Source organism: Paracoccus sp. DMF (assembly GCF_004407025.1).
Taxonomy (GTDB): domain Bacteria; phylum Pseudomonadota; class Alphaproteobacteria; order Rhodobacterales; family Rhodobacteraceae; genus Paracoccus; species Paracoccus aminovorans_B.
Genome location: NZ_SOKV02000041.1, coordinates 1 through 25,685 on the forward strand (window position 1 = coordinate 1; position 25,685 = coordinate 25,685).

Below are 25,685 nucleotides of genomic sequence, written 5' to 3' on the forward strand. Positions count from 1 at the left end.
CGGTTTCGTCCGTTCAAACTTTGCCTTTGCCATGAGCAGGGCTCCCTAGTCTTTGTGTTTCACGAGGAAAGGCGGGGCGCGAAGCCCCGCCATCCCGATCAGGCGTATTTCTTCTGGATCTCGTCCGAGATGTTCTGCGGCACGGCCTCGTAATGGTCGAACAGCATGGTGAACACCGCGCGGCCCGAGGACATCGAGCGCAGGTTGTTGATGTAGCCGAACATGTTGGCCAGCGGCACCATGGAGTCGATGACATTGGCGTTGCCGCGGGTATCCTGGCCGCGGACCATGCCGCGACGGCTGGTCAGGTCGCCGATGATCGAGCCGGTGTATTCCTCCGGCGTCACGACTTCGACCTTCATGATCGGTTCCAGCAGCTTGGCGCCGGCTTTCTTCAGACCTTCACGCATGGCGGCACGCGCCGCGATCTCGAAGGCCAGGACCGAGGAGTCGACGTCGTGGAAGGCACCGTCGATCAGCGCCACCTTGAAGTCGATCACCGGGAAGCCGGCCAGCGGACCCGAGTCCATGACGGACTTGATGCCTTTTTCGACGCCGGGGATGTATTCCTTCGGCACCGCACCGCCGACGATCTTCGATTCGAACGAGTAGCCCTCGCCCGGCTCGGTCGGGGTGATGACCAGCTTGACGCGCGCGAACTGGCCGGTACCGCCGGTCTGTTTCTTGTGCGTGTAGTCGATCTCGGCTTCGCGCGAGATGGTCTCGCGATAGGCCACCTGCGGCGCGCCGATGTTCGCCTCGACCTTGAACTCGCGCTTCATGCGGTCCACGAGGATGTCGAGGTGAAGTTCGCCCATGCCCTTCATGATGGTCTGGCCCGACTCGATGTCGGTCTCGACGCGGAAGGACGGGTCCTCGGCCGACAGGCGCTGCAGGGCCAGGCCCATCTTTTCCTGGTCGGCTTTCGACTTCGGCTCGACGGCGATCTCGATCACCGGCTCGGGGAAGGTCATCGTTTCCAGCACCACCGGCTTGTTCGGGTCGCACAGCGTGTCGCCCGTGGTGGTGTCCTTCAGACCGGCCAGCGCGATGATGTCGCCGGCGAAGGCCTCGTCGATCTCTTCGCGGTTGATGGCGTGCATCACCATCATCCGGCCGACGCGCTCGCGCTTGCCCTTGGTCGCGTTCAGCATCTGGTCGCCCTTCTTCAGCGCGCCCGAATAGATGCGCGTGAAGGTCAGCGAGCCGACGAAGGGGTCGTTCATGATCTTGAACGCCAGCGCCGAGAAGGGCTGCTCGTCCGAGGCGGAACGCTCGATGTTGCGGGTCTCGGTCTCGTCGCCCGGGGCGAAGCCCAGATAGGCGGGAACGTCGGTCGGCGCCGGCAGGAAGTCGACCACGGCGTTCAGCAGCGGCTGCACGCCCTTGTTCTTGAAGGCCGAGCCGGCCATCATCGGGAAGAACGACAGCGACAGCGTGCCCTTGCGGATCAGCGCCCGCAGGGTCGGCTCGTCCGGCTCGTTGCCTTCCAGATAGGCTTCCATGGCCGCGTCGTCCATGTCCACGGCAAGCTCGATCATCTTGCCGCGCCATTCCTCGGCCAGATCCTGAAGCTCGGCCCGGATCGGCTGACGGACCCAGCTCGCGCCCAGATCCTCGCCCTTCCAGACCCATTCTTCCATCTTGATCAGGTCGATGATGCCTTCCAGCGTGTCCTCGGCGCCGATCGGCAGGGCGATCGGGCACGGAGTGCCGCCGGTGCGGTCCTTGACCATGCGCACGCAGTTGAAATAGTCGGCGCCGATCTTGTCCATCTTGTTGACGAAGACGATGCGCGGAACCTTGTAGCGGTCAGCCTGACGCCACACGGTTTCGGTCTGCGGCTCGACGCCGGCGTTGCCGTCCAGCAGGCAGATCGCGCCGTCCAGAACCGCCAGCGAACGCTCGACCTCGATGGTGAAGTCGACGTGGCCGGGGGTGTCGATGATGTTGAAGCGGTTGCGCTGCGACTGGTCCTCGGTGAAGTCGGTGTCTTCATGGCGCTGCCAGAAGGTCGTCGTCGCCGCCGAGGTGATGGTGATGCCGCGCTCGGCTTCCTGCTCCATCCAGTCCATCGTCGAGGCGCCGTCATGCGTCTCGCCGATCTTGTGGTTCTTGCCGGTGTAGAACAGGATGCGTTCGGTCATCGTGGTCTTGCCCGCATCGATGTGGGCCATGATCCCGAAGTTCCGATACCGCTCCAGCGGGTATTCGCGTGCCATGATAGCCTTCCCTTACCAGCGGTAGTGGCTGAACGCCTTGTTGGCGTCGGCCATTTTATGCGTGTCTTCACGCTTCTTCACGGCCGTGCCGCGGCCGTTGACCGCATCGGCCAGCTCGCCGGCCAGACGCTCTTCCATGGTGTGTTCGTTGCGGTTCTTCGCAGCGGTGATCAGCCAGCGGATGGCCAGAGCCTCGCGGCGGGTCGGACGCACTTCGACCGGAACCTGGTAGGTGGCACCACCGACGCGGCGCGAGCGCACTTCGACCGAAGGCTTCACGTTGTCGAGGGCTTCGTGGAACACCTCGATGGGCTCGCGCTTCAGCTTGCCCTGAACGCGGTCAAGGGCGCTGTAAACGATGCGCTCGGCGACGGATTTCTTGCCGTCGATCATCAGGTTGTTCATGAATTTGGTCAGCACGCGATCGCCATATTTGGCGTCGGGCAGGACTTCGCGCTTCTCAGCGGCGTGACGACGAGACATATGCGGATCTCCTTACTTCGGACGCTTCGCGCCGTATTTCGAACGGCGTTGACGACGGTCTTTGACGCCCTGGGTATCCAGCACACCGCGCAGGATGTGGTAACGGACACCCGGAAGGTCTTTTACCCGGCCGCCGCGGATCAGCACGACGCTGTGTTCCTGCAGGTTGTGCTTTTCGCCCGGGATATAGGAGATCACCTCGAAGCCATTCGTCAGCCGCACCTTGGCGACCTTCCGCATGGCGGAGTTCGGTTTCTTCGGCGTCGTGGTATAGACGCGCGTGCATACGCCCCGTTTCTGCGGGCAGGATTGAAGGTGCTGCGACTTCGAGCGCTGCACCTTGGGCTGCCGCGGTTTGCGGATCAGCTGTTGGATCGTCGGCATTCGGTTCCCCGTCTTGCTTTCGTCAATACTCGCAGCCTGCGGCTGCGCCACTTCTCGACAGCGAATCACGCGAATCGTGAAACGCCACGACCCATCCTGTCCCCGGGCTGGGGGCGGGACGGGTAATTTCCAGAGGATCGGGGCAGTTCCGGCCCGGATCGTGACCGATGAAGGTTCTGGCCACCCGGACGGTCTTTTGCCGGGTGTGCGGCGTATATGGGGAATTCCGGGGCGAGTCAACAGCCGCCCCCCTGCCCCGGCGCCGGTCAGACGCCCCAGCGCGGCCGGTCGGCGCCGGGCAGGCCGAAATCGCGCGCGGCGCGGTCCAGCACGCCCAGGTCGATGCGGAAACGGTCGGCCAGCAGCCCGGCCCAATCCCCGGTTTCGGCCTCCCAGGGATAGCCGGCGCCGATCGCTCCCGAGTCGTTGTCGTGGTTCAGGAAGCGCACGAACATCGCCTTGCCGGGCAGCATCGCCCCGGGCATCGACAGGCCGATCTTCCAATGCGGGAAATGCATCACGCTGCGCTGCGCATCGGGCGGCAGATAGACGGTCAGCGCCGCCACGGCATTGTAGATCATCCGCGGCTCGACCGAGATGCCGTCCTGCGTCGCCTTCAGCACCAGCCCGCGCGAGTAATCGCAGGACAGCCGCCGGCGGCGTTCCCAAAGCGGGCGCAGCGCGGTGAAATCCCGGCGCGCGTCGCGGATGTAGTCGACGGCCACGGCATCGTCGTCGTCCTGGCGGAAATGCCCGACCACATCGGCGCCCGGCTCGATATGCGGCGCGACGGCGGCCAGGCAGGCCTCCAGGTGCTTCTCCATCGGCGGGATCAGCGCCAGCCGGGCCTGCGGCATGATCTCGACCAGCTCGCGCAGCCGCGACAGCCAGGGCTCGGGCAGGTCCGGGCCGGTCATTAGCACCAGGGTGAAATCCGGGTCGGTCTGGGCCAGCAGCCCGGGCAGCACCAGATTCTCGAACCAGAACCAGCGCCGCGCCAGCCGCTCGGGGTCGTAGAGGAAGGCGCGCCGCTGCTCCAGCGTCTCATGCGCCACCTGGAAACCCCGGCCGCCCAGATAGGAAAACCGGCACAGGCCCAGCATCTGCACACGCATCACGACATTCCCTTCACTTTCCGCTCGCGCAGGATGGTATAGATCCCCGCCCCGACCACCAGCGCCGAGCCGGCCCAGGTCCACAGGTCCGGCCATTCGCCGAACACCACGAGCCCCAGCATGATGGCCCAGACCAGCGAGGTATAGCGAAAGGGCGCGACGACCGAAATCTCGCCCACCCGCATGCTGGCCACCGCGGTCAGGTAGCCGACGCTCAGGAATCCGGCCGACAGCAGCAGCAGCGCCAGTTCGCCCGCGGTCGGGGTGCGCCACGTCTCGCTGGTTGCCAGCACCGCGCCGGTCAGCATCACCGAGATCGCGGCATAGAAAGCGATCGTGGACGACCCGACATGGACCGAGAACAGCCGGGTGACGATGTCCCGCGCCACGATCAGCAGCATCGCCAGCACGACCAGCGCGGACCAGATGTCGAAGGCGCCGGTGCCCGGCCGCAGGATCAGCAAGACCCCGACCAGCCCGATGCCGATGGCCGATAGCCGCCGCCAGCCCAGTCTTTCCTGAAAGAATACCGCCGCCGCCAGCGTCACTGCCAGGGGCAGCGCCTGCATGATGGCCGAAAGGTTCGCCAATGCCATGTGCTGCAAGGCCACAAGGTAAAGCACGGTCGAGCTCAGGTCGGCCAGCGTCCGCACCGCCAGCGGCAGCAGGTCGCCGCGCGGCACCCGCAGGCGCAGCCCGCCCTGCGCCCGCGCGATGACCAGCATGATCGCCACCACGATGCCGCCGCGCAATGTCATCGATTCATACAGCGGCAGGGTCTGGGTGACCGCCTTCATCACCGCATCGTTGCAGGTGAAGGCCGCCATGCTGAGCATCATGATCCCGATGGCGCGCAGGTTGTCGGCCTGTCCCTGCGCGGGATCCGGGACGGGCGGCCGGGCGGCGGCCGGCGCGCTGGCAGGGGGCAGGTCGGGGGTCAGCATGGCTCCGGGCTGTGTGGCTTGGCGATGAGGCGTGGACTACCAGAGCGACAGCAGCGACCAGCCGAGGCTCAGCTTCAACTGGTCCACCAACTCGACGATCGGAATGAAGCTCAGGAAGACCAGCGCGTCGAACAGGTTGCGGCGCAGCGTCGCCGTGTCGAAGCGGGCGGTCCGCCCGGTGCGGAACAGCCGCGGATCGGGCAGGAAGAACGGCGTGCGCGCCGCATAGGCATCGTATTCCGCGCCGAAGTGCTGCGACAGGAAGCCGGCTTCGCGCCGCGCGGTGATCCACAGGATCAGCCCGACCATGCCGCCGATCAGCAGCGCCAGGCTGACAGCGCCGAACATCAGCCCGATCCCCGTCGCCGCCACGGTCGAGAAGAAATACAGCGGATTGCGGGTCATCGAATAGGGGCCGTCCTGCATCACCCGCCGGTTCTTGGCGCCGCCGACATAGAGGATCGACCAGAACCGGCCCAGCACCCCGACCAGCAACAGCAGGATGCCAAGGGATTCGATGGCCTCGTGCCCGAAGCCCTGAAGGCCCAGGACCGGGTTGATCGCCAGGATGGCCGGCAGCAGGGCCAGGCCCGACAGGCGCAGGACATTGATGCGAATCTTCTGATTGACTGCCGCGCGCATCAAGCCACCCTCGCACACCGCCCGGTTACCTGCCCCATCGTTATCCGCTCGCCGCGCCTTGCGCAATCGCGACCTGCGGATGGCGGGCGGCAAGCAAAAGGCCCGGCGCGAGGCCGGGCCTTTCGGTTCGTCGTCAGCGGGCGATCACTCGCCGGCCTGCTCCACCGAGGTCTCCTCCGGCGCGATCAGCGCGGCGGTGGCTTCGGCCTCGGCGCGGCGGGCCTCGATCACCTCGTTGTCGCGCTCGCTGGCGATGCGCTTGACGCGGGCGGTGGCGCCGCCGGTCCCGGCCGGGATCAGCCGGCCGACGATGACGTTCTCCTTGAGACCCACCAGCTTGTCGCGCTTGCCCTGCACGGCAGCTTCGGTCAGCACCCGCGTGGTTTCCTGGAACGAGGCGGCCGAGATGAAGCTGCGGGTCTGCAGCGACGCCTTGGTGATGCCCAGCAGCACCGGCTCGCCCACGGCCGGACGGCCGCCCTTGGCTTCGATCTTGGCGTTCTCTTCCTCGAATTCCTCGCGGTCGATGTGCTCGCCCTTCAGCAGCGTGGTATCGCCCGAATCCAGGATCTCGATCTTCTGCAGCATCTGGCGAACGATCACCTCGATGTGCTTGTCGTTGATCTTCACGCCCTGCAGCCGATAGACGTCCTGCACCTCGTCGATGAGATAGTCGGCCAAGGCCTCGATCCCCATGATGCGCAGGATGTCATGCGGCGCCGGGTTGCCGTCCATGATGTAGTCACCCTTCTGCACGAAGTCGCCTTCCTGCACCGGGATGTGCTTGCCTTTCGGCACCATGTATTCGACCGGAGCCAGCGTGTCGTCGGCGGGCTCGATGGCGATGCGGCGCTTGTTCTTGTAGTCCTTGCCGAAGCGCACATAGCCATCCAGTTCGGCGATGATGGCGTGATCCTTGGGACGACGGGCCTCGAACAGTTCCGCCACGCGGGGCAGACCCCCGGTGATGTCCTTGGTCTTGGCGCCTTCGCGCGGGATCCGCGCCACCACGTCGCCGGCCTTGATCTCCTGCCCGTCCTCGACCGACAGAATGGCGTCAACCGACATCGGATAGGTGACCGGGTTGCCGTTCTCGTTGCGCACCGGCTCGCCATCGGCATCGACGATGATGATCTCGGGCTTCAGCTCGTTGCCTTTCGGGGCCGAGCGCCAGTCCGTGACGATCTTCTGCGTCATGCCGGTCGCGTCGTCGGTCTCGTCGCGGACCGAGATCCCCGACAGCAGGTCGACATATTTCGCGACACCGGCCTTCTCGGCGATGATCGGCAGGGTATAGGGGTCCCATTCGAACATCTTCTGGCCGCGGGCCACGGCATCGCCGTCGCGCACGAACAGTTTGCTGCCGTAGAACAGCTTGTGGCTGGCCAGGGTCTCGCCGGTGGCCGACTTGATGTGCAGCTGCATGTTGCGGCTCATCACGATCAGCTCGCCATTGGCGTTTTCCAGCGTGCTTTCGTTCTCGAACGCAATCGTGCCTTCCTGCGCCGCGGCGACGAAGGACTGCTGGCCACCCTGGGCGATGCCGCCGATGTGGAAGGTCCGCATCGTCAGCTGCGTGCCCGGCTCGCCAATCGACTGCGCCGCGATGATGCCCACGGCCTCGCCGATGTTGACCAGCGTGCCGCGCGCCAGATCGCGACCATAGCAGAGCGCGCAGATGCCGTCGTCCGACTCGCAGGTCAGGGCCGAGCGGATGCGGACCGACTGCACGCCGGCCTGCTCGATCTCGTCCGCCTTGCGCTCGTCGATCAGCTCGTTCTTGCGAACGATCACGACATCCTCGCCCGGCACCAGCACGTCATCGGCCGCGACACGGCCCAGCACGCGCTCGCTCAGCGGGCTGACCACCTCACCGTCGTTGACCGCCGCCGAGGCGGTGATCGCGCGATCGGTGCCGCAGTCATGCTCGCGGATGATGCAATCCTGCGCCACGTCGACCAGACGACGGGTCAGGTAGCCCGAGTTCGCCGTCTTCAACGCGGTGTCCGACAGACCCTTCCGGGCGCCGTGGGTCGAGTTGAAGTATTCAAGAACGGTCAGGCCTTCCTTGAAGTTCGAGATGATCGGCGTCTCGATGATCTCGCCGTTCGGCTTGGCCATCAACCCGCGCATCCCGCCCAGCTGCTTCATCTGGCTGACCGAGCCCCGGGCGCCCGAATGCGCCATCATGTAGACCGAGTTCGGCTCCAGCTCCGCGCCCTTCTCGTCCTTCTTGGTGGCCGAGATGGTCTTCATCATCGCGTCGGTGACCTTGTCGTTGCACTTCGACCAGGCGTCCACGACCTTGTTGTACTTCTCGCCCTGGGTGATCAGACCGTCGAGATATTGCTGCTCGAAGGACTTCACCTGGTCCTGGGTTTCCTCGACCAGTTCCCATTTCGTCGGCGGCACCACCATGTCGTCCTTGCCGAACGAGATTCCGGCGCGGAACGCCTCGCGGAAGCCCAGGCCCATGATCTGGTCGCAGAAGATCACCGACTCTTTCTGGCCGCAGTAGCGGTAGACGGTGTCGATGACGTTCTGGATGTCCTTCTTGCGCAGCAGGCGGTTCACCAGCTCGAAGGGCGCCTTGGCGTTCTTCGGCAAGAGCGAGCCCAAGCGCAGACGGCCCGGCGTGGTCTCGAAGCGCTTGATGACCTCGTTGCCGTTCTCGTCGATCTGCGGCAGGCGGGCGGTGATGCGGGCGTGCAGATGCACCGCCCCCGAGGCCAGAGCATGCTCGACCTCTTCCAGGTTCGCGAAGACCATGCCTTCGCCCTTCATGCCCTCGCGTTCCATGGTCGTGTAATACAGGCCCAGAACCATGTCCTGCGACGGCACGATGATCGGCGCGCCGTTGGCGGGCGACAGCACGTTGTTCGTGGACATCATCAGCACGCGCGCTTCCAGCTGCGCCTCAAGGCTCAGCGGAACGTGGACAGCCATCTGGTCGCCGTCGAAGTCGGCGTTGAAGGCCGAGCAGACCAGCGGGTGCAGCTGGATCGCCTTGCCCTCGATCAGGATCGGCTCGAAGGCCTGGATGCCCAGGCGGTGCAGCGTCGGCGCGCGGTTCAGCAGCACCGGATGCTCGCGGATCACCTCATCCAGGATGTCCCAGACCTCGGGGCGTTCCTTCTCGACCAGCTTCTTGGCCTGCTTGACGGTGGACGAAAGCCCCTTCGCCTCGAGCCGCGAATAGATGAACGGCTTGAACAGTTCGAGCGCCATCTTCTTCGGCAGCCCGCACTGGTGCAGCTTCAGCTCCGGACCGGTCACGATCACCGAACGGCCCGAGAAGTCCACGCGCTTGCCCAGAAGGTTCTGGCGGAAGCGGCCCTGCTTGCCCTTCAGCATGTCCGACAGCGATTTCAGCGGACGCTTGTTGTTGCCGGTGATGACGCGGCCGCGGCGGCCGTTGTCGAACAGCGCATCGACCGATTCCTGCAGCATCCGCTTTTCGTTGCGGACGATGATGTCGGGCGCGCGCAGCTCGATCAGCCGCTTAAGGCGGTTGTTGCGGTTGATCACCCGGCGATACAGGTCGTTCAGGTCCGAGGTCGCGAAGCGGCCGCCGTCCAGCGGCACCAGCGGGCGCAGTTCCGGCGGGATGACCGGAATGACGGTCAGCACCATCCACTCGGGCCGGTTGCCCGACTCGAGGAACGACTCGACGATCTTCAGCCGCTTGATGATCTTCTTCGGCTTCAGCTCGCCGGTCGCCTCTTTCAGCTCCTCGCGGAGTTGCTCGGCGGTGGCGGCCAGGTCGATATTGGCCAGCATCTCGCGGATCGCCTCGGCGCCGATATTGGCGGTGAAGGCGTCGGCGCCATACTGGTCCTGCGCGTCCAGGAACTCTTCCTCGGTCAGCAGCTGGCCATAGGACAGATCCGTCAGACCCGGCTCGATCACGACGTAGTTCTCGAAATACAGAATGCGCTCAAGATCGCGCAGCGTCATGTCCAGCATCAGGCCGATGCGCGAGGGCAGCGACTTCAGGAACCAGATATGTGCGACCGGCGCGGCCAGCTCGATATGGCCCATGCGCTCGCGCCGGACCTTTTGCAGCGTCACTTCCACGCCGCATTTCTCGCAGACCAGGCCGCGATATTTCATGCGCTTGTATTTGCCGCAGAGGCATTCGTAGTCCTTGATCGGGCCAAAGATACGCGCGCAGAACAACCCGTCACGCTCGGGCTTGAACGTGCGGTAGTTGATGGTCTCGGGCTTCTTCACCTCGCCATAGGACCAGGCGAGGATTTCCTCGGGCGAGGCCAGCGAGATCTTGATTTCGTCGAACTGCCGCGGCGCAGCCAGCGGGTTCAGGGGATTGGTGGCAAGTTCCTGGTTCATTTTCAAATCCTAATGAGGGGCGCGGTGGAGAAGATGAGGGGTCGCCCCCCTCACTCCTCATCCTCCGCATCCAGGAGTTCCATGTTGAGGCCCAGACCCCGGACCTCCTTGACCAGAACGTTGAACGATTCCGGCACGCCGGCCTCGAAATTGTCCTCGCCCTTGACGATGCTCTCATAGACCTTGGTCCGGCCGGCCACGTCGTCCGACTTGACCGTCAGCATCTCTTGCAGGGTATAGGCGGCGCCATAGGCTTCCAGCGCCCAGACCTCCATCTCACCCAGACGCTGACCGCCGAACTGCGCCTTGCCGCCCAGCGGCTGCTGGGTCACGAGGCTGTAGGGACCGGTCGAACGGGCGTGCATCTTGTCGTCGACAAGGTGGTGCAGCTTCAGGACGTATTTCATCCCGACGGTGACCTTGCGGGCGAACTGCTCGCCGGTGCGGCCGTCGAACACCACGGATTGACCCGAGGTGTCGAAACCGGCCCGCCGCAGCGCGTCATTGATGTCGGCCTCTTTCGCACCGTCGAAGACCGGCGTGGCGATCGGCACGCCGCCACGCACGGCATCGGCGTGTTCGACCAGCCGGTCGTCGTCCATGTCGCTGAAGGTCTCGGCATAGAACGCGTCGCCATAGCCGTTCTTCATCGCCTCGCGCACCGGCGTCAGATCGCCATTGCGGCGATAGTCCTGCAGCGCCTCGTCGATCTTGATGCCCAGGCCGCGCGCGGCCCAGCCCATGTGGGTTTCCAGGATCTGCCCGACGTTCATGCGCGAGGGCACGCCCAGCGGGTTGAACACCAGGTCCACGGGCGTGCCGTCGGCCAGGAAGGGCATGTCCTCGATGGGAACCACCTTGGACACCACGCCCTTGTTGCCGTGACGGCCGGCCATCTTGTCACCCGCCTGCAGCTTGCGCTTCACGGCGACAAAGACCTTGACCATCTTCATCACGCCCGGAGGCAGATCGTCGCCCTGGCGCACCTTCTCGACCTTGTCGTCGAACCGGTTGTCGAGCGCCCGCTTCAGGCTGTCGAACTGCTGATTCAGCGCCTCGACTTCCTTGGCGGTCTCCTCGTCGGCGACGGCAAGCTGCCACCACTGGCCGCGGCTCAGCTGACCCAGCACGTCCTCATCGACCAGGACGCCAGCGCGGACGCCTTTCGGCCCCTTGACGACTTCCTTGCCCATGATCAGCGATTTCAGGCGCGCATAGATGTTGCGCTCCAGGATCGCCAGCTCGTCGTCGCGGTCGCGCGACAGGCGCTCGACTTCCTCGCGTTCGATCTGCAAGGCACGCTCGTCCTTGTCGACGCCGTGGCGGTTGAACACCCGGACCTCGACGATGGTGCCATAGGCACCCGGCGGCAGACGCAGCGAGGTGTCGCGCACGTCGCTGGCCTTTTCGCCGAAGATGGCGCGCAGCAGCTTCTCTTCCGGCGTCATCGGCGATTCACCCTTCGGGGTGATCTTGCCGACCAGGATGTCGCCCGGACCGACCTCGGCGCCGATATAGACGATGCCAGCCTCGTCGAGGTTGCGCAGCGCCTCTTCACCGACGTTCGGGATGTCGCGGGTGATCTCTTCCGGCCCCAGCTTGGTGTCGCGCGCCGCCACTTCGTATTCGTCGATATGGATCGAGGTGAACACGTCGTCGCGGTGGATCCGCTCCGAGATCAGGATCGAGTCCTCGTAGTTGTAGCCGTTCCAGGGCATGAAGGCCACGACCACGTTGCGGCCGATCGCCAGCTCGCCCTGATCGGTCGAGGGACCGTCGGCCACGACCTGGCCCTTGACCACGCGGTCGCCCACCTTGACCAGCGGACGCTGGTTGATGGTCGAGGACTGGTTCGAGCGCTTGAACTTGCGCAGACGATAGATGTCCACGCCAGCGTCGCCCGCGCCCAGGTCCTCGGTCGCCCGGATAACGATCCGCTGCGCATCGACCTGGTCGATGATGCCGCCGCGACGGGCCATGATGGCCGCCCCGGAATCCCGCGCCACGGTCGCTTCCATGCCGGTGCCGACGAAGGGCGCCTCGGCCCGCAGCAGCGGAACCGCCTGACGCTGCATGTTCGAGCCCATCAGCGCGCGGTTGGCGTCGTCGTTCTCCAGGAAGGGGATCAGCGCCGCCGCGACCGAAACCAGCTGTTTCGGCGACACGTCGATCAGGTCCACCGCCTCGACCGGGTTCAGCATGAAGTCGCCCGACTGGCGGGTCGAGATCAGCTCGTCAACGAACTTGCCACCCTCGTCCAGCGTCGCGTTCGCCTGGGCGATGGTGTGGCGCATCTCCTCGGTCGCCGACATGTAGACCACGTCGTCGGTGACCTTGCCCTCGATGACGCGGCGATAGGGCGTCTCGATGAAGCCGTATTTGTTCACGCGGGCAAAGGTCGCCAGGCTGTTGATCAGGCCGATGTTCTGGCCTTCCGGCGTCTCGATCGGGCACATCCGGCCGTAATGCGTCGGGTGAACGTCGCGGACCTCGAAGCCGGCGCGCTCGCGGGTCAGACCGCCCGGGCCAAGCGCCGACAGGCGACGCTTGTGCGTGACTTCCGACAGCGGGTTGGTCTGGTCCATGAACTGCGACAGCTGCGAGCTGCCGAAGAATTCACGCACCGCCGCCGCCGCGGGCTTGGCGTTGATCAGGTCCTGCGGCATGACGGTGTCGATCTCGACGCCCGACATGCGCTCGCGGATCGCCCGCTCCATGCGCAGCAGGCCGATGCGATACTGGTTCTCCATCAGCTCGCCGACCGAGCGCACCCGGCGGTTGCCGAGGTGGTCGATGTCGTCGATCTCGCCCTTGCCGTCGCGCAGTTCCACCAACCCGCGGATACAGGCAACGATGTCCTCATGGCGCAGGGTGCGCTGGGTGTCCGGCGCGTCCAGGTCCAGGCGCATGTTCATCTTGACCCGGCCCACGGCCGAAAGGTCGTAGCGCTCGCTGTCGAAGAACAGGCTGTTGAACAGGGTCGAGGCGGCTTCGACGGTCGGCGGCTCGCCCGGGCGCATGACGCGATAGATGTCCATCAGCGCGCCTTCGCGGCCCAGGTTCTTGTCGGCGGCCATGGTGTTGCGGATGTAGGGGCCGACGTTGACGTGGTCGATGTCCAGGACCGGGATGTCCTCGATACCGTTGTCCAGAAGCACCTTCAGCAAGCCGCCCGAGATCTCGCCGTTGCGGTCGTATTCGACGGTGATCTCGTCGCCGGCCTCGGCATAGATCAGGCCGGTCTGCTCGTTGATGATGTCCTTCGCCACGAAGCGGCCGATGATCTTGTCGAAGGGCAGCAGCAGGTTGATGTCGCCCTTTTCCGCCAGTTGCTTGACCAGGCGCGGCGTCACCTTGTCGCCGGCCTTGGTGATGACCTCGCCGGTCTCGGCGTTCACCAGGTCATAGGACGGACGGGTGCCGCGCACGCGCTCGGGGAAGAAGCGGGTGATCCAGCCGGATTCCTTGCCCTTGACGGCGCGCTGCAGCTTGTAGTCCACGGTGTCGTAGAAGGCATCCATGATGCCCTCCTGGTCCATGCCGAGCGCATAGAGCAGCGTCGTCACCGGCAGTTTCCGGCGGCGGTCGATGCGCGCGAACACCAGGTCCTTGGCGTCGAATTCGAAGTCGAGCCACGAGCCGCGATAGGGAATGATGCGGCAGGCGAACAGCAGCTTGCCCGAGCTGTGGGTCTTGCCGCGGTCGTGGTCGAAGAACACGCCGGGCGAACGGTGCATCTGCGACACGACGACGCGCTCGGTGCCGTTCACGATGAAGGTGCCGTTCTGCGTCATCAGGGGCATGTCGCCCATGTAGACGTCCTGCTCCTTGATGTCCTTGACCGACTTGGCGCCGGTGTTCTCGTCGACATCGAACACGATCAGGCGCAGCGTCACCTTCAGCGGCGCGGCATAGGTCATGTCGCGCGCCTGGCATTCGTCCACGTCGTATTTCGGACGTTCCAGTTCGTATTTCACGAATTCCAGCGTCGCGGTCTCGTTGAAGTCCTTGATCGGGAACACCGACTGGAACACGCCCTGGATGCCTTCGCCGTCCTGGTGGCCCTCGGCCTCGCCCGACCGCAGGAACAGGTCATAGGAGGATTTCTGAACCTCGATCAGGTTCGGCATCTCCAGAACTTCGCGGATATTGCCATAGTAACGCCGGATGCGTTTCTGGCCGACATAAGCTTGCGCCATAGAGGGTCTTACCTTTCGTCTTTCGCTTGCGGCGGTCGTCGGGGCCCGACCGGCACAAGGCGGCGAATGAGGGGCGGGGTCCAATTCGTGCCGCACGTCCCACCGCGCCGCTCCCGAACCCCGAACATGCCCTGAAGGAAGGTCTGGTCATGGCCTGCGGCCGAAAAACCGTCCTTCAAGACAGGTTCGGCAGGGACCGGGAGAACCCCGGACCCTGCCCTTTTCTTCCGAAATCAATCGGCACGCACCATCCGGTGCAGGCCCGATTACTTCAGCTCGACCTTGGCGCCAGCCGCTTCGAGCTTTTTCTTCATTTCTTCGGCGTCGCCTTTCGAAGCGCCTTCCTTGACCTTGCCGCCGGCTTCGACCAGGTCCTTGGCTTCTTTCAGGCCCAGACCGGTGATGGCGCGCACTTCCTTGATCACGTTGATCTTGTTGGCGCCGGCGTCGGTCAGGACGACGTCGAATTCGGTCTTCTCTTCGGCGGCTTCAGCCGGGCCAGCGGCCGGGCCGGCCATCATGACGGCGCCACCGGCGGCCGGCTCGATGCCGTATTCGTCTTTCAGGATGGTCTTCAGTTCCTGGGCTTCCAGCAGGGTCAGGCCCACGATTTCTTCGGCGAGTTTTTTCAGGTCAGCCATTTTTCCGTTCTTTCCATTAAGTGTTCCAACGTCGGGGTTTCAACCCCACGACGGGACGGGGATTGCCTCAGGCGGCCTCGCGCTCTTCCAGAGTCGAGAGGATGCCCGCGATGTTGGAAGCAGGTGCGCCGATCGCGCCCGCGATGTTTGCAGCAGGGGCACCGATGCAGGACACGATCGAAGCGATAAGCTCCTCGCGCGACGGCATCTGGGCCACGGCTTTCACACCGGCCGGGTCAAGCGCCGTGTCGCCCATCGCACCGCCCAGGATCACGAACTTGTCGTTCCCCTTGGCGTATTTGTCCGCGACCTTGGCAGCAGCCACGGGGTCGTCGGAAAAGGCGAGCACGGTCATGCCCGTCAGATAGTCGGCGATGCTGGCGCAAGGCTTTCCATCCAGGGCGATCTTGGCGAGCCTGTTCTTGGCAACGCGGACGGACCCGCCAGCTTCGCGCATCTGCGCGCGCAGGTCCTGCATTTCGGCAACCGTCATCCCCTCGTAGCGGGCAACCACCACGACGCCAGAGGCTTCAAAGATCTGGCCGAGTTCCTCGACCACCGCTTCTTTTTGCGCTCTATCCACGGTTTCACTCCAAGTTGGGGGTTTCCCCCCGGCTCTCACTTTCCAGCCGCCCGAACAGCGACCGGATGGGTCCGTGACGGTCCCAAGATCCCCCGAAGAAACCTTCGGAAAATGGTCTTGATCCCATCTCAGGAAGGATGATTAAGCCGGCCAGATAGCGTATCGGGTCGGCACCCTCCGTCTCGGACAGGACGGGGCATCGCTGCCCCGCCATCCGCCGGCCCCCGTTGAAAGGACGCCGGCGAAATTCTTGCCGCTTACTGCGAAGCGGCCGAAGCCAGGTCCAGCGACACGCCCGGACCCATGGTCGAGCTGATCGAGACCTTCTTCAGATAGGTGCCTTTCGCGCCCGAGGGCTTCGCGCGGTTCACCGCATCGACGAAGGCGCGGATGTTCTCGGCCAGCTTGGCGGCGTCGAACGAGGCCTTGCCGACGCCGGCGTGGACCACGCCCGCCTTCTCGGCCTTGAACTGGACTTCACCGCCCTTGGCAGCTTCCACGGCCGCTTTCACGTCCATGGTCACGGTGCCGACCTTGGGGTTCGGCATCAGGTTGCGCGGGCCCAGGATCTTGCCCAGACGGCCGACCAGCGGCATCATGTCCGGGGTGGCGATGCAGCGATCGAATTCGATCTTGCCCGACTGGATGGTTTCCAGCAGGTCTTCCGCACCGACGATCTCGGCGCCGGCGGCCTTGGCTTCGTCGGCCTTGGGACCACGGGCGAAGACGGCGACGCGGACATGCTTGCCGGTGCCGTTGGGCAGGGTCACGACGCCGCGGACCATCTGGTCGGCGTGGCGCGGATCGACGCCCAGGTTCATCGCGATCTCGACGGTCTCGTCGAATTTCGCCTTGGTGTTGGCTTTCACCAGCGCGACGGCGTCTTCCACCGTCAGGTTGGCCTTGCCTTCGAAGGCGGCGCGGGCGGCGGCTTTGTTCTTGGAAATCTTAGCCATGACTTAGCCTTTCACCTCGATGCCGATGGAACGGGCCGAGCCGAGGATGATCTGCATCGCGGCTTCGACGTCGTTCGCGGACAGGTCCTTCATCTTGGCTTCGGCGATCTCGCGCACCTGCTTGACGGTCACGGTGCCGGCGGTCGCACGGCCGGGCTTTTCCGAACCCTTGGCGCGGTTGCGCTTGCCGACCGGCTTCAGGCCGGCGGCCTTCTTCAGCAGGAAGGACGCGGGCGGCGTCTTGGTCTCGAAGGTGAACGACTTGTCGGCGTAATAGGTGATCACGACCGGAACGGGCGAACCCTGTTCCATTTCCTGCGTGCGAGCGTTGAACGCCTTGCAGAATTCCATGATGTTGATGCCGCGCTGACCCAGGGCCGGGCCGACGGGCGGGGACGGGTTGGCCTGACCGGCCTTGATTTGCAGCTTCAGGCTGCCGACGACTTTCTTGGCCATCTGGCCCTCTCCTTATCATCACGCCCCGAACGGGGCCGACTTAGCGGTGCGGCCTTGCCCCAAGGGACGCAGCCTCCCGCGAACGATCACGCGGTCTTGGCGACCTGCGTGAATTCCAGCTCGACCGGCGTCGGCCGGCCGAAGATCGATACGGTGACCTTGATGCGGCTCGAGACCTCATCCACCTCCTCGACCATGCCCGAGAAGCCCTCGAAGGGCCCGTCGGTCACGTTCACCTTCTCGCCCACGTCGAAGCGGATCAGGTTGCGCGGCGCGACCTCGGCCCCGCCCTCGCCGGTGCGATGCAGGATCGTGTTCACCTCGTCGTCGCGCATCGGCATCGGCTTGCCCTGGGCGCCCAGGAAGCCGGTGACGCGGTTGATCGAGTTCACCAGGTGATAGGTCTTGTCCGACAGCTCCATCCGCACCAGCACATAGCCGGGCATGAAGCGGCGCTCGGACGTGACCTTCTTGCCACGGCGGATCTCGATCACTTCCTCGGTCGGGACCAGCACCTCGTCGATCTCGTCCTCGAGACCCTTCTCGGCAACGGCCTGACGAATCGCCTCGGCGACCTTCTTTTCAAAGTTCGACAGGACGCTGACCGAATACCAACGCTTTGCCATGTCTCGATCGACCCCTGTTTCTTCCAGGCTGGCGTGCCAACCCATTGAATTCCTTAACCAGCCCAGCCAATCGCGCATCCGTGATGCTGGCTTCCGGCCAAATTGAAATCGGCGCGCACGACCGAATCGATGCACGCCGCGTCACGGGCAGGTCGGGCGGACATACCGCCCCCGGCCCGGCAATGCAAGCCCTCAGCTGCCGACGAAGTGGATCAGCCCCGACAGGCCGGTCTTGATCGCAAGGTCGACGAGGAAGAAGAAGATCGAGGCCAAGGTCGCCATGATGAAGACCATCACCGTGGTCGTGATCACTTCGCGCCGCGTGGGCCAGGTGATCTTGCCGACTTCGGCGCGGACCTGGCTGATGAACTGGACGGGGTTGGCCATGGGAATCCCTTCGGTCTTGCAGCGCGTCAGATAGACCGGGCGGGGCCCGATTTCAAGCCGGGATCTGGACCGCGGCCGGCGGCTGCAGGAACTCGACCTTGCGCAGCCCGCGCAGCGCCGCCACCTGGGCGGCATAGCTCTCGGCCGAGCGGGCGTAATCCTCGGCCGGCAGCGGCCGCAGCGGGCCGTGGCCGTCGGCGCGGCGAAAGCGGCGGCGGGCGCGGGCGGCCAGCTGGCGCAGGTCGGCCTCGGTGTCGACCATGGCCCGGCGCAAGAACCAGTCATAGCCGGCCTGCGTCAGCCCCTCGTTCGAGGGCGGCGGCTCGGGCACCGCCGGCGCCAGCCCCTCGGGCAGCAGCCGGCGCAGCAGTTCGGGGCGCAGCGCCGCGTAATCCTCATAGCGCCAGACCACCAACCGGGTGACCTCGGGCATCGCGGCCAGGCGCCGGACCAGCCCCAGCCAGTCGACCCGGGCCGGATCGCGGCCGCGCAGCCAGGGCGCGAGCTCGATCTCGTTGCCCAGCAGCACCTGCAACGAAAAGGCCGAGACGTTGAAGCCCGCCGGATCGCGGATCGCCAGATACAGCTCGGCCTGGCGCTCTCCTGCCAGCGCCAGAACCTGCCGCAGCCGGCGCACCGCAAAGGGATAGAGCAGCCCGCGACGCGAGAACATGCGGCTGCGATGCGTGCCGCCCAGGATGTTCTCCTCGGAGATCAGCAGCTCGGCGCAGCCCTGGCGCCGCTCCTGCAGGGCGGCACGGAAGGCGGGCTCCTCGGGGCAGCCGACGCCGGCGGACAGGATCTGCGACAGGTCCAGCGGCGCCGTGCGCAGCAGGGCCGGATCGGCATAGCACAGCCCGGCCGCGGCCAGCCGGTCGTCGACCAGGCGCAGCGAATATTGCAGATGGGTCGAGGCGGTCTTGTGCGCCCCCAGATGAATGCTCAGGGCCATGAATTCGTCGGTGTGGCGCTCGGCATGTCGGGGATTGCGGCTGGCAGGGGTTGGGGGACTCGAACCCACGACCCTCGGTTTTGGAGACCGATGCTCTACCAACTGAGCTAAACCCCTAAGCCGCGCGTCTGATTACGGCAGGCGCGCGGCCGGTTCAAGAGGAAATCAATCGGCCTTCAGGAAACCACCCGACTGCCGCGCCCAAAGCCCGGCATAGATGCCGCCCTGCGCCAGCAGCTGATCATGCGTGCCCTGCTCGACGATGCGGCCCTGCTCCATCACCACCAGCCGGTCCATGCGGGCGATGGTGGACAGCCGATGCGCGATGGCAATCACCGTCTTGCCCTGCATCAGCATGTCGAGCTGGCCCTGGATCGCGGCCTCGACCTCGCTGTCGAGCGCGCTGGTCGCCTCGTCCAGCACCAGGATCGGCGCGTCCTTCAGCAGAACCCGGGCAATGGCGATGCGCTGGCGCTGCCCGCCGGACAGCTTGACGCCGCGTTCGCCGACATGCGCCTCGAGCCCGCGCCGGCCCTGCGAATCGGTCAGCGTGTCGATGAAGCCGGCCTCGGCCAGTTCGGCGGCGCGCCGGATCTCGGCCTCCGACGCATCCGGCCGGCCATAGGCGATATTGTCGCGGATCGAGCGGTGCAGCAGCGAGGTGTCCTGCGTCACCACGCCGATGGCCGCGCGCAGCGATTCCTGCGTGACCTGGGCGATGTCCTGGCCGTCGATCAGGATGCGCCCGGTTTCCAGATCGTGGAAGCGCAGCAGCAGGTTCACCAGCGTCGACTTGCCGGCGCCCGAGCGGCCGACCAGGCCGATGCGCTCGCCCGGGGCGATGGTCAGCTTCAGGTCGTCCAGCACCGCGCCATGCAGCCCGTCCCGCGGCGCGACCCGGTCGCCGGCGCCATAGCGGAAGGTGACATGGTCGAACTGCACCCGCCCCTCGGGCACCGCCAGCGGCCGGGCGCCGCGCATGTCCGTCACCATGCGCGGCAGCGACAGCGAGCCGATGCCGTCGCGCACCGTGCCGATATTCTCGAACAACCCGGCGAATTCCCACATGATCCAATGCGACATGTTGCCCAGCCGCAGCGCCAGCGGGATCGCCACCGCGACCGCGCCGACGTCGATCTTGCCGCCGACCCACAGCCACAGCCCCAGCGCCGTGACCGCGAAGGTCAGCCCCGAGTTCAGCGACGAAAGCAGGATGTTCTGGATCGAGGCCAGCCGCATCTGGCCATGCACGGTTTGCAGGAATCCGTCCATGCTGTCGCGGACGTAATCCTCTTCGCGGGAGTTGTGCGAGAACAGCTTCACCGTCGAGATATTGGTATAGCTGTCGACGACGCGGCCGGTCATCACCGCGCGGGCATCGGCCTGCGCCTCGCTGATGCGGCCGATGCGCGGGATCAGCCACCACAAGAGCAGCCCGTAAAGCAGGCCCCAGCCGGCAAAGGGCAGCGCCAGCCAGCCGTCGGTCGAGGCGGCCAGGATCAGCGCGCCGATGAAATAGACCCCGACATAGACCAGCACGTCCATGAACTTCATCGCCACCTCGCGCACCGCGAGCGCGGTCTGCATCAGCTTGGTGGCGATGCGGCCGGCGAATTCGTCCTGGAAATAGCTCATCGACTGGCGCAGCAGATAGCGATGCGCCTGCCAGCGGATGCGCTGCGGGAAATTCCCCATCAGCGTCTGGTGCATGAGCAGCGAGAACAGCACCTGCAGGACCGGCAGCGCCACGACCAGGATGGCGCCCATCAGGATCAGTCGCCCGCCCTCGGCCGCCCAGAAGCCGGCGCGGTCGGCGCCGGACAGCCGGTTGACCAGCTCGCCCAGATAGCCGAACAGCACCACCTCGGCGACCGCGATCAGCGCCGAGCAGCCGGCCATGCCCAGCATATAGCCTTCGGCCCCGCGCGAGAAATGCAGGATGAAGCGCCACAACCCGCTGGGCGGCATGCGCGGCGGATCGGCCGGATAGGGATCGAGCCGGCTTTCGAACCAGCTGAACATGGCACACCTCGGGTAGTATGGCAGGGCCGACCAGAACTGATGGCAGATCGGCCGGCTGTCAAGCCATGCGGCCTGACAGGCCGCTGAAATGGTCGCAGAAGCCGCCCGCCGCGTCCCTCTCGCACCTCATCACCCCCGCCGTTGCCCCGGCGAGGGTGAAGCCGGGTCGAGAGTCGACCTCTCAGCGGTCTGCTAAAGATGCCGGGTCTCGGGCGCCGGGTTCCACCAATTGTCATGCGCGCCGTCCGCGTAATGGATCGGGGCGGCGATCAGCTCGGCCTCGGGCACGTCCTCCAGCGCGCTGACGCAGACGGCGATGAAATGCCCGCCCATCTCGGGGATATTGCCCTCGGTCCACAGCCGCGTGCCGCAGCGCGAACAGAAGGTGTGGTGCATGTCCACGCCGTCCTCGTCATGGCGCGGCGTCTCGGCCAGCAGTTCGGCGCCGTGGGTGATGCGAAAGCCGGCTGGGTCGGGCAGCCGCATCTCCCAATAGCGCATCTTGCGGCAGAAGCGGCAGTTGCAGCGCATGGTGCCCTGCGCCAGGTCGCCCTCGGCCTCGAAGCGGACCGAGCCGCAGAAGCAGGCGCCGTGATAGGTGGTCATGGCGCCTCTCCGTGATGCACGGCCTCGATATTGTTGCCGTCGGGGTCCAGGACGAAGGCGCCGTAATAGCCGGGGTGATATTCGGGCCGCAGCCCCGGAGGGCCGTTGTCGCGCCCGCCCGCCGCCATGGCCGCGCGGTAGAAGGCATCCACCGCCGCGCGGTCCGGGGCGGCGAAGGCGACATGCGTGCCGCCATGGGCGGGCTTGCCCGAGCCGATCCAGAAATCCGGCTTGCCGTCCCGGCCATAGCCCAGATGCGCGCCATGCCCGCCGGTCATCGCCTCGGTCACCTCCATCTCGACGCCGATCCCCAGCACCGCCAGCGCCGCATCATAGAAGGCACGCGCGCGCGTGATGTCCGACACCGCAATTCCGATATGGTCGATCATGTCCAGTCTCCTTTCCCGAGGCAGGATGAAGGACAACTGCTGACAGGTCACGGCAGTTTCCAAGCGGCCTCGCCTTTCCCGGGGCCGCGAAGGGGCCGCCCCCAAAGGGGACGGCCCGGCAAGGCGTCAGATATTGCCGGCCGACATTTCCCGCGCCAGATGGTCCGCCTGCCGGATCGCCAGCGCCACGATGGTCAGCGTCGGGTTTTCCGCCGCGCCGGTGGTGAACTGGCTGCCGTCCGAGACGTAGAGATTGGCGATGTCGTGGCTTTGCCCGAACTTGTTCACCACGCCGTCCTCGGGCTTTTCCGACATGCGGTTGGTGCCCAGGTTGTGGGTCGAGGGATAGGGCGGCGTCGGCAGCGTCCGGGTCGCGCCGACATTCCTGTAGATCGCCTCGCCGACCTTGTAGGCGTGGTTGCGCATGGCGACGTCGTTCGGGTGGTCGCTGAAATTGACGTTCGCCACGGCCAGGCCGAACTTGTCCTTGGTCTCGGACAGGGTGACGCGGTTGTCGGCCTGCGGCATGTCCTCGCCGACGATCCACATGCCGGCCATGTTTTCATAGCTGTCCAGCGCCGTGGTGAATTCGCGCCCCCAGGCGCCGGGGTCCAGGAAGGCCGCCATGAAGGGCAGGCCCAGGCTCAGCGTCTCCAGCTCATAGCCGCCGACGAAACCGCGCGAGGGGTCGTGGCGCGCCTCGTCGCGCACGATGCCGGCCATGGTGGTGCCGCGCCACATCCTGACCGGCTTTTCGAAGATGCCGTAGACCGAGCCGGTGGTGTGGCGCATGTAGTTCCGCCCCACCTGCCCCGAGCTGTTGGCCAGCCCGTCCGGGAACATGCTGCTGGCCGAATTGAGCAGCAGCCGCGGGCTTTCGAAACTGTTGCCGGCGACGCAGACCAGCCGCGCCTTCTGCATCTGCAGATTGCCGTCCTTGTCGAAATATTCGACCCCGGTGACCCGGCCCTTGTCATTGTGCAGGATGCGGGCGACATGGGCATGGTCGCGCACCTCGAGATTGCCGGTCGCCTCGCCGCGCGGAATGTCGGTATAGGCGGCGGACCACTTGGCGCCCCATTTGCAGCCCTGGAAGCAGAAGCCGGTCTGCTGGCAGGACATGCGGTCGTCATAGTCGACGCTGTTGATCGCCATGTTGCCGGTATGGACTTCCTTGTAGCCCAGCGCCTTGGCGCCCTTTTCCAGCACGTGATAGTTGTTGTTCCCCGGCAGCCGCGGCCGCCCGCCGACGCCGGCGACGCCCAGCTTGGCCTCGGCCTTGTCATACCAGGGCGCCATCTCGGCCGGGTCGATCGGCCAGTCCAGCAGGTTCGCGCCCTCGACATTGCCATAGGTCGACAGCGCCTTCCACTCATGCTCCTGAAAGCGCAGGCTGGCGCCCGCCCAATGGATCGAGGTGCCGCCCACCGCCTTGACGATCCAGGCCGGCAGGCCGGAAAAGTCCTTGGCCACGCGCCAGTCGCCGCTGGTCGTGCGCGGATCGGTCCAGGCCAGCTGGCCGAAACTGTCCCATTCGTCGTTGACGTAATCCTCGGGCAGATAGCGCCCGCCGGCTTCCAGCGCCACGACCTTGACGCCCTTCTGCGCCAGCTCGTTGGCCAGCACCCCGCCGCCCGCGCCGGTGCCGACGATGACCACGACGCTGTCGTCGTTCAGATCGAATTTGCTTGCCTGTGCCATGATCGTTCCCCCCTCACAGCCAGTCGATGTCGTCGAAGCCGCGGTCGATGTAGCCGCCGTGCGAGAAGGACTCGCCCTCATAGCCAAACAGCGGCCAGATCTCCTTCTGGTTATAGAGGCCCGTCACCAGCCCGCCGCGCACCGTCTGGAAGAAGGCCGTGTCCTCGATGCTGCGCAGGATGGCGACGCGATCCGCCTCCCATCCGGCGTCGAGGTAGCTGGCGAAACCCGCCTGCTTCGCCGCCGCATTCAGCGCGGCGATGCCCTCGGCCACCATGGCCTTCTTGTCCTCGGCGTCATAGGACTTGACCGCGACGGCATAGAAGCGGTCGCCCAGCCGGTCATGCGGATAGATGTCGCGCGCCATCTGCAACAGCGTCGCCATCTCGGTCTCGCCGATCGCCGTGACCTCGACCGCCCAGGCCGCATCCGGTGCGGCGATGAAGCCGGCACCCACCACCGACAGCGCCCCGGCGGCCAGGGCCCGACCCAGAAGCTGGCGGCGGCTCAGGCCTTGCTTGCTCAGTTTCTTCATTCTCTCCTCCCGTTTGTTTCATCCGCACCCCTCCCAAGATGCGGTCGCGTCAGAGGTAGCGGCCTCCGCGCTGAAGCACTTCGATCTGGTATCCGTCCGGATCCGCGATGAAGAAGAAGCGGGCGATGACCGCGCCGCCCGGGGCGAAATCGACCAGCTTGCGCGGCGCAAAGCCCTCGGCCGTCAGCCGGGCATGGGTCGCGTCCAGGTCGTCGACGGAAAAGGCGATATGGCCATAGCCGTCGCCCAGGTCATAGGGCGTGGTCCGATCCTTGTTGATGGTCAGCTCCAGCTCGGTCTCGCTTTCGCCATTGGCCAGATAGACCAGGGTGAAATCGGGAAAATCCAGCCGCTCTGCGACCTTCAGCCCAAAGACCCGGTCATAGAAATCGACCGACCGCGCCTCGTCCAGGACACGGATCATGGAATGGATGTATTTCGCCACGCCTTCCCTCCTTCGTGGTTGCCTTGGCACCAGACTAGGGGCGGCGAAAGCGGGCCGGGTAGTAGCGGATTACTACAGGACGCGATTGCTGCGGAAAATCATTCCGCGGCGATGCGATGCGGGGACAGCGCCTGCTCCTCGCCCAAATGGATGGTGCAGGCGCAGCGCAGAAGCGAGGTGAAGTTCCGGGCCTCGCCATGGCGCTCCAGCACCTCGGCATGCAGCTTGGAAATGAAGGCCGGGGTCGAGACGCCCTCGCGCGCGGCAATGTCGTCGAGGATGCGCCAGAAGGCCCGCTCGAGCCGGATCGAGGTGGATTGCCCGTTCAGCCGCAGCCGCCGCGTCACGGATTCATAGCGTTCCGGGTCCTGTCCGGCAAAGATCTGGCACATAGGCTTGATCGCATCTTCCTGGCTTTTGCCGGAGTTTGGGCCAGAAGCCGACGCCGGTCAACGGCGCAAGTCCCGGCGGCCGCCGGACCTGCCGCATTGGACAGGCTGGTGCAGGCTGCGGGGCCAAGCGGGCCGAGGCTCAGGTGCTCCACCTCTTCCCCTCGTCCTGCCGATCATGGCCAACCTGGCACAGACCCGCGCGCAACAGACGCCGGCCATCGAGGCCCCAGTCCCGCCTCGGCCGCCATTGCATGGCGCGGAGCGATGCTCTGGAAATTCGCAGGAAATGGACCTCCGCCGCCCTACCGACAAGCGCGTCTCGAAAATGGCAATTCTTCCTCGCTTCCCTCCCGCCTGACAGACGCGCGCCTCCTGCCAAACCCGCCGCGGGCCGCACCACAGAGACAACCGCCGCCGCGACTTCCCTGCTCCACCCTTTGTCCTGCCAAGGGCGCCGGCCAAGCGCTTTGCCTCCGCCTCATCTTCCCGGCCTTCCTATCCCATTATCGCGGGCTTCGCGGCGCCCGGAGAAAGATCCGGGAGACCTTTTGCAGCCGAGAAGGGGCCGGCCGACCCGAGAAGACGGCGTCCTCTCCCCCTTCAGAGGCGCTTGCTCTCGCTTCGCCTCCCGCCCCCTTATTCTTTCTTGCCGAAA

General features: G+C 65.6%; 22 protein-coding genes and 1 tRNA gene. All 23 read right to left on the bottom strand.

The features are described from left to right. Window positions 1-98 precede the first annotated feature (98 nt). The 23 genes from fusA to E3D03_RS16505 all read right to left on the bottom strand — a co-directional run bounded on the left by fusA (window position 99) and on the right by E3D03_RS16505 (window position 25,030). Entirely contained in the window at window positions 99-2,222 is a 2,124-nt protein-coding gene (gene fusA, locus E3D03_RS16395) for an elongation factor G (RefSeq protein WP_263567839.1), read from the bottom strand. Between the two features lie 12 nt (window positions 2,223-2,234). Further along, window positions 2,235-2,705, bottom strand: a complete 471-nt coding sequence (gene rpsG / locus E3D03_RS16400) for a 30S ribosomal protein S7 (RefSeq protein WP_017999551.1) — start codon at window positions 2,703-2,705, stop codon at window positions 2,235-2,237. 12 nt (window positions 2,706-2,717) lie between these two features. After that, window positions 2,718-3,089: a 30S ribosomal protein S12 gene (rpsL, locus tag E3D03_RS16405; protein ID WP_010399029.1), complete on the bottom strand. Its 372-nt coding sequence runs from the start codon at window positions 3,087-3,089 to the stop codon at window positions 2,718-2,720. A gap of 266 nt (window positions 3,090-3,355) precedes the next feature. Next, window positions 3,356-4,204, bottom strand: a complete 849-nt coding sequence (locus tag E3D03_RS16410; RefSeq protein ID WP_263567840.1) for a putative rhamnosyl transferase — start codon at window positions 4,202-4,204, stop codon at window positions 3,356-3,358. Continuing rightward, the gene (locus tag E3D03_RS16415; protein WP_263567841.1) at window positions 4,204-5,148 is read right to left on the bottom strand and encodes a DMT family transporter; all 945 of its coding nucleotides are present in this window, start codon (window positions 5,146-5,148) and stop codon (window positions 4,204-4,206) included. Before E3D03_RS16415 ends, E3D03_RS16410 begins: the two co-directional genes overlap by 1 nt. Window positions 5,149-5,184: 36 nt before the next feature. Beyond that, window positions 5,185-5,790 (bottom strand): methyltransferase family protein, encoded by a 606-nt coding sequence (locus E3D03_RS16420; protein ID WP_263567842.1) that lies wholly within the window; start codon window positions 5,788-5,790, stop codon window positions 5,185-5,187. A gap of 144 nt (window positions 5,791-5,934) precedes the next feature. Next, window positions 5,935-10,140 (bottom strand): DNA-directed RNA polymerase subunit beta', encoded by a 4,206-nt coding sequence (gene rpoC, locus E3D03_RS16425; RefSeq protein WP_263567843.1) that lies wholly within the window; start codon window positions 10,138-10,140, stop codon window positions 5,935-5,937. A gap of 50 nt (window positions 10,141-10,190) precedes the next feature. Then, window positions 10,191-14,339: a DNA-directed RNA polymerase subunit beta gene (rpoB, locus tag E3D03_RS16430; protein ID WP_263567844.1), complete on the bottom strand. Its 4,149-nt coding sequence runs from the start codon at window positions 14,337-14,339 to the stop codon at window positions 10,191-10,193. A gap of 266 nt (window positions 14,340-14,605) precedes the next feature. Then, window positions 14,606-14,980, bottom strand: coding sequence for a 50S ribosomal protein L7/L12 (rplL, locus tag E3D03_RS16435; RefSeq protein ID WP_263567845.1), 375 nt, complete (start codon window positions 14,978-14,980; stop codon window positions 14,606-14,608). 67 nt (window positions 14,981-15,047) lie between these two features. Continuing rightward, window positions 15,048-15,563: a 50S ribosomal protein L10 gene (gene rplJ / locus E3D03_RS16440; protein WP_026155310.1), complete on the bottom strand. Its 516-nt coding sequence runs from the start codon at window positions 15,561-15,563 to the stop codon at window positions 15,048-15,050. Between the two features lie 257 nt (window positions 15,564-15,820). Then, entirely contained in the window at window positions 15,821-16,519 is a 699-nt protein-coding gene (rplA, locus tag E3D03_RS16445; protein ID WP_263567846.1) for a 50S ribosomal protein L1, read from the bottom strand. Window positions 16,520-16,522: 3 nt separating this feature from the next. Further along, the gene (gene rplK / locus E3D03_RS16450) at window positions 16,523-16,975 is read right to left on the bottom strand and encodes a 50S ribosomal protein L11 (protein ID WP_263567847.1); all 453 of its coding nucleotides are present in this window, start codon (window positions 16,973-16,975) and stop codon (window positions 16,523-16,525) included. 86 nt (window positions 16,976-17,061) lie between these two features. Further along, window positions 17,062-17,601 carry a transcription termination/antitermination protein NusG gene (nusG, locus tag E3D03_RS16455; RefSeq protein WP_062562049.1) on the bottom strand — a complete coding sequence of 180 codons (540 nt, stop codon included), beginning with the start codon at window positions 17,599-17,601 and terminating at the stop codon, window positions 17,062-17,064. Window positions 17,602-17,793: 192 nt separating this feature from the next. After that, window positions 17,794-17,988: a preprotein translocase subunit SecE gene (gene secE / locus E3D03_RS16460; RefSeq protein WP_263567848.1), complete on the bottom strand. Its 195-nt coding sequence runs from the start codon at window positions 17,986-17,988 to the stop codon at window positions 17,794-17,796. Between the two features lie 52 nt (window positions 17,989-18,040). Next, window positions 18,041-18,940 carry a hypothetical protein gene (locus E3D03_RS16465; protein ID WP_263567849.1) on the bottom strand — a complete coding sequence of 300 codons (900 nt, stop codon included), beginning with the start codon at window positions 18,938-18,940 and terminating at the stop codon, window positions 18,041-18,043. Window positions 18,941-18,981: 41 nt separating this feature from the next. Next, a tRNA-Trp gene (locus E3D03_RS16470) sits at window positions 18,982-19,057 on the bottom strand. A 48-nt stretch (window positions 19,058-19,105) separates the two neighbouring features. After that, window positions 19,106-20,962 (bottom strand): ABC transporter ATP-binding protein, encoded by a 1,857-nt coding sequence (locus E3D03_RS16475; protein ID WP_263567850.1) that lies wholly within the window; start codon window positions 20,960-20,962, stop codon window positions 19,106-19,108. A 192-nt stretch (window positions 20,963-21,154) separates the two neighbouring features. Continuing rightward, complete coding sequence (locus E3D03_RS16480; RefSeq protein WP_017999537.1) at window positions 21,155-21,568, bottom strand: GFA family protein; 414 nt, start codon at window positions 21,566-21,568, stop codon at window positions 21,155-21,157. Beyond that, complete coding sequence (locus E3D03_RS16485) at window positions 21,565-21,957, bottom strand: VOC family protein (RefSeq protein WP_263567851.1); 393 nt, start codon at window positions 21,955-21,957, stop codon at window positions 21,565-21,567. Before E3D03_RS16485 ends, E3D03_RS16480 begins: the two co-directional genes overlap by 4 nt. Before the next feature lie 126 nt (window positions 21,958-22,083). Beyond that, window positions 22,084-23,658, bottom strand: a complete 1,575-nt coding sequence (locus E3D03_RS16490; RefSeq protein ID WP_263567852.1) for a GMC family oxidoreductase — start codon at window positions 23,656-23,658, stop codon at window positions 22,084-22,086. 13 nt (window positions 23,659-23,671) lie between these two features. Then, window positions 23,672-24,193: a Twin-arginine translocation pathway signal gene (locus tag E3D03_RS16495; protein ID WP_263567853.1), complete on the bottom strand. Its 522-nt coding sequence runs from the start codon at window positions 24,191-24,193 to the stop codon at window positions 23,672-23,674. Window positions 24,194-24,242: 49 nt separating this feature from the next. After that, window positions 24,243-24,638: a VOC family protein gene (locus E3D03_RS16500; protein WP_062562042.1), complete on the bottom strand. Its 396-nt coding sequence runs from the start codon at window positions 24,636-24,638 to the stop codon at window positions 24,243-24,245. Between the two features lie 98 nt (window positions 24,639-24,736). Next, window positions 24,737-25,030, bottom strand: coding sequence for a ribbon-helix-helix domain-containing protein (locus tag E3D03_RS16505; protein ID WP_263567854.1), 294 nt, complete (start codon window positions 25,028-25,030; stop codon window positions 24,737-24,739). Window positions 25,031-25,685 lie beyond the last annotated feature (655 nt).

What these genes read in the sequence shown, in the direction of transcription:
- fusA (WP_263567839.1), bottom strand. Translation starts at nt 2,222, where the DNA reads ATGGCACGCGAATACCCGCTGGAGCGGTATCGGAACTTCGGGATCATG.
- rpsG (WP_017999551.1), bottom strand. Translation starts at nt 2,705, where the DNA reads ATGTCTCGTCGTCACGCCGCTGAGAAGCGCGAAGTCCTGCCCGACGCC.
- rpsL (WP_010399029.1), bottom strand. Translation starts at nt 3,089, where the DNA reads ATGCCGACGATCCAACAGCTGATCCGCAAACCGCGGCAGCCCAAGGTG.
- E3D03_RS16410 (WP_263567840.1), bottom strand. Translation starts at nt 4,204, where the DNA reads ATGCGTGTGCAGATGCTGGGCCTGTGCCGGTTTTCCTATCTGGGCGGC.
- E3D03_RS16415 (WP_263567841.1), bottom strand. Translation starts at nt 5,148, where the DNA reads ATGCTGACCCCCGACCTGCCCCCTGCCAGCGCGCCGGCCGCCGCCCGG.
- E3D03_RS16420 (WP_263567842.1), bottom strand. Translation starts at nt 5,790, where the DNA reads ATGCGCGCGGCAGTCAATCAGAAGATTCGCATCAATGTCCTGCGCCTG.
- rpoC (WP_263567843.1), bottom strand. Translation starts at nt 10,140, where the DNA reads ATGAACCAGGAACTTGCCACCAATCCCCTGAACCCGCTGGCTGCGCCG.
- rpoB (WP_263567844.1), bottom strand. Translation starts at nt 14,339, where the DNA reads ATGGCGCAAGCTTATGTCGGCCAGAAACGCATCCGGCGTTACTATGGC.
- rplL (WP_263567845.1), bottom strand. Translation starts at nt 14,980, where the DNA reads ATGGCTGACCTGAAAAAACTCGCCGAAGAAATCGTGGGCCTGACCCTG.
- rplA (WP_263567846.1), bottom strand. Translation starts at nt 16,519, where the DNA reads ATGGCTAAGATTTCCAAGAACAAAGCCGCCGCCCGCGCCGCCTTCGAA.
- rplK (WP_263567847.1), bottom strand. Translation starts at nt 16,975, where the DNA reads ATGGCCAAGAAAGTCGTCGGCAGCCTGAAGCTGCAAATCAAGGCCGGT.
- nusG (WP_062562049.1), bottom strand. Translation starts at nt 17,601, where the DNA reads ATGGCAAAGCGTTGGTATTCGGTCAGCGTCCTGTCGAACTTTGAAAAG.
- secE (WP_263567848.1), bottom strand. Translation starts at nt 17,988, where the DNA reads ATGGCCAACCCCGTCCAGTTCATCAGCCAGGTCCGCGCCGAAGTCGGC.
- E3D03_RS16465 (WP_263567849.1), bottom strand. Translation starts at nt 18,940, where the DNA reads ATGGCCCTGAGCATTCATCTGGGGGCGCACAAGACCGCCTCGACCCAT.
- E3D03_RS16475 (WP_263567850.1), bottom strand. Translation starts at nt 20,962, where the DNA reads ATGTTCAGCTGGTTCGAAAGCCGGCTCGATCCCTATCCGGCCGATCCG.
- E3D03_RS16480 (WP_017999537.1), bottom strand. Translation starts at nt 21,568, where the DNA reads ATGACCACCTATCACGGCGCCTGCTTCTGCGGCTCGGTCCGCTTCGAG.
- E3D03_RS16485 (WP_263567851.1), bottom strand. Translation starts at nt 21,957, where the DNA reads ATGATCGACCATATCGGAATTGCGGTGTCGGACATCACGCGCGCGCGT.
- E3D03_RS16490 (WP_263567852.1), bottom strand. Translation starts at nt 23,658, where the DNA reads ATGGCACAGGCAAGCAAATTCGATCTGAACGACGACAGCGTCGTGGTC.
- E3D03_RS16495 (WP_263567853.1), bottom strand. Translation starts at nt 24,193, where the DNA reads ATGAAGAAACTGAGCAAGCAAGGCCTGAGCCGCCGCCAGCTTCTGGGT.
- E3D03_RS16505 (WP_263567854.1), bottom strand. Translation starts at nt 25,030, where the DNA reads ATGTGCCAGATCTTTGCCGGACAGGACCCGGAACGCTATGAATCCGTG.